Origin of the sequence: Clostridioides sp. ES-S-0048-02 (assembly GCF_020658495.1) — a bacterium.
Classification (GTDB): domain Bacteria; phylum Bacillota; class Clostridia; order Peptostreptococcales; family Peptostreptococcaceae; genus Clostridioides.
On sequence record NZ_JACVWH010000077.1, the window covers coordinates 1 to 404 of the forward strand.

Consider the following 404-nt stretch of genomic DNA (forward strand, 5'->3'; position numbering starts at 1 on the left):
TTTGATAGATTAGAAGCTATCAACTTCGATAATTTTTAAAAGTTATCAACTTTATATATTACAAATTAGATGTCATATCACTAAATATATATATGCAGTTTTCAAAGTGCTAACGCACAGCGCCAACGAATAAATCTCGTTGCTTAAAGTGCTAGTACACGTCGCCAACAAACAAACTTCACATGTGTTCAGTTTATTCCGTTGCTTAAAGTGCTAACGCACATAGCTTGTCTAAAGATAAGCTAAAAGTGCATGTAAGAGGCTACTAGATAAATCGAAGATTTAAGTAATATACTCTTAATGGTGGAGATGAGGAGAGTCGAACTCCTGACCCCTTGCTTGCAAGGCAAGTGCTCTCCCAACTGAGCTACACCCCCAAATATGAAGTTCATAAAGAACTTTCA

General features: G+C 36.1%; 1 tRNA gene. It reads right to left on the reverse strand.

Going from position 1 to position 404, the window contains the following annotated elements:
- Positions 1-301: 301 nt before the first annotated feature.
- Positions 302-377, reverse strand: a tRNA-Ala gene (locus tag IC173_RS20470).
- Positions 378-404: the final 27 nt, after the last annotated feature.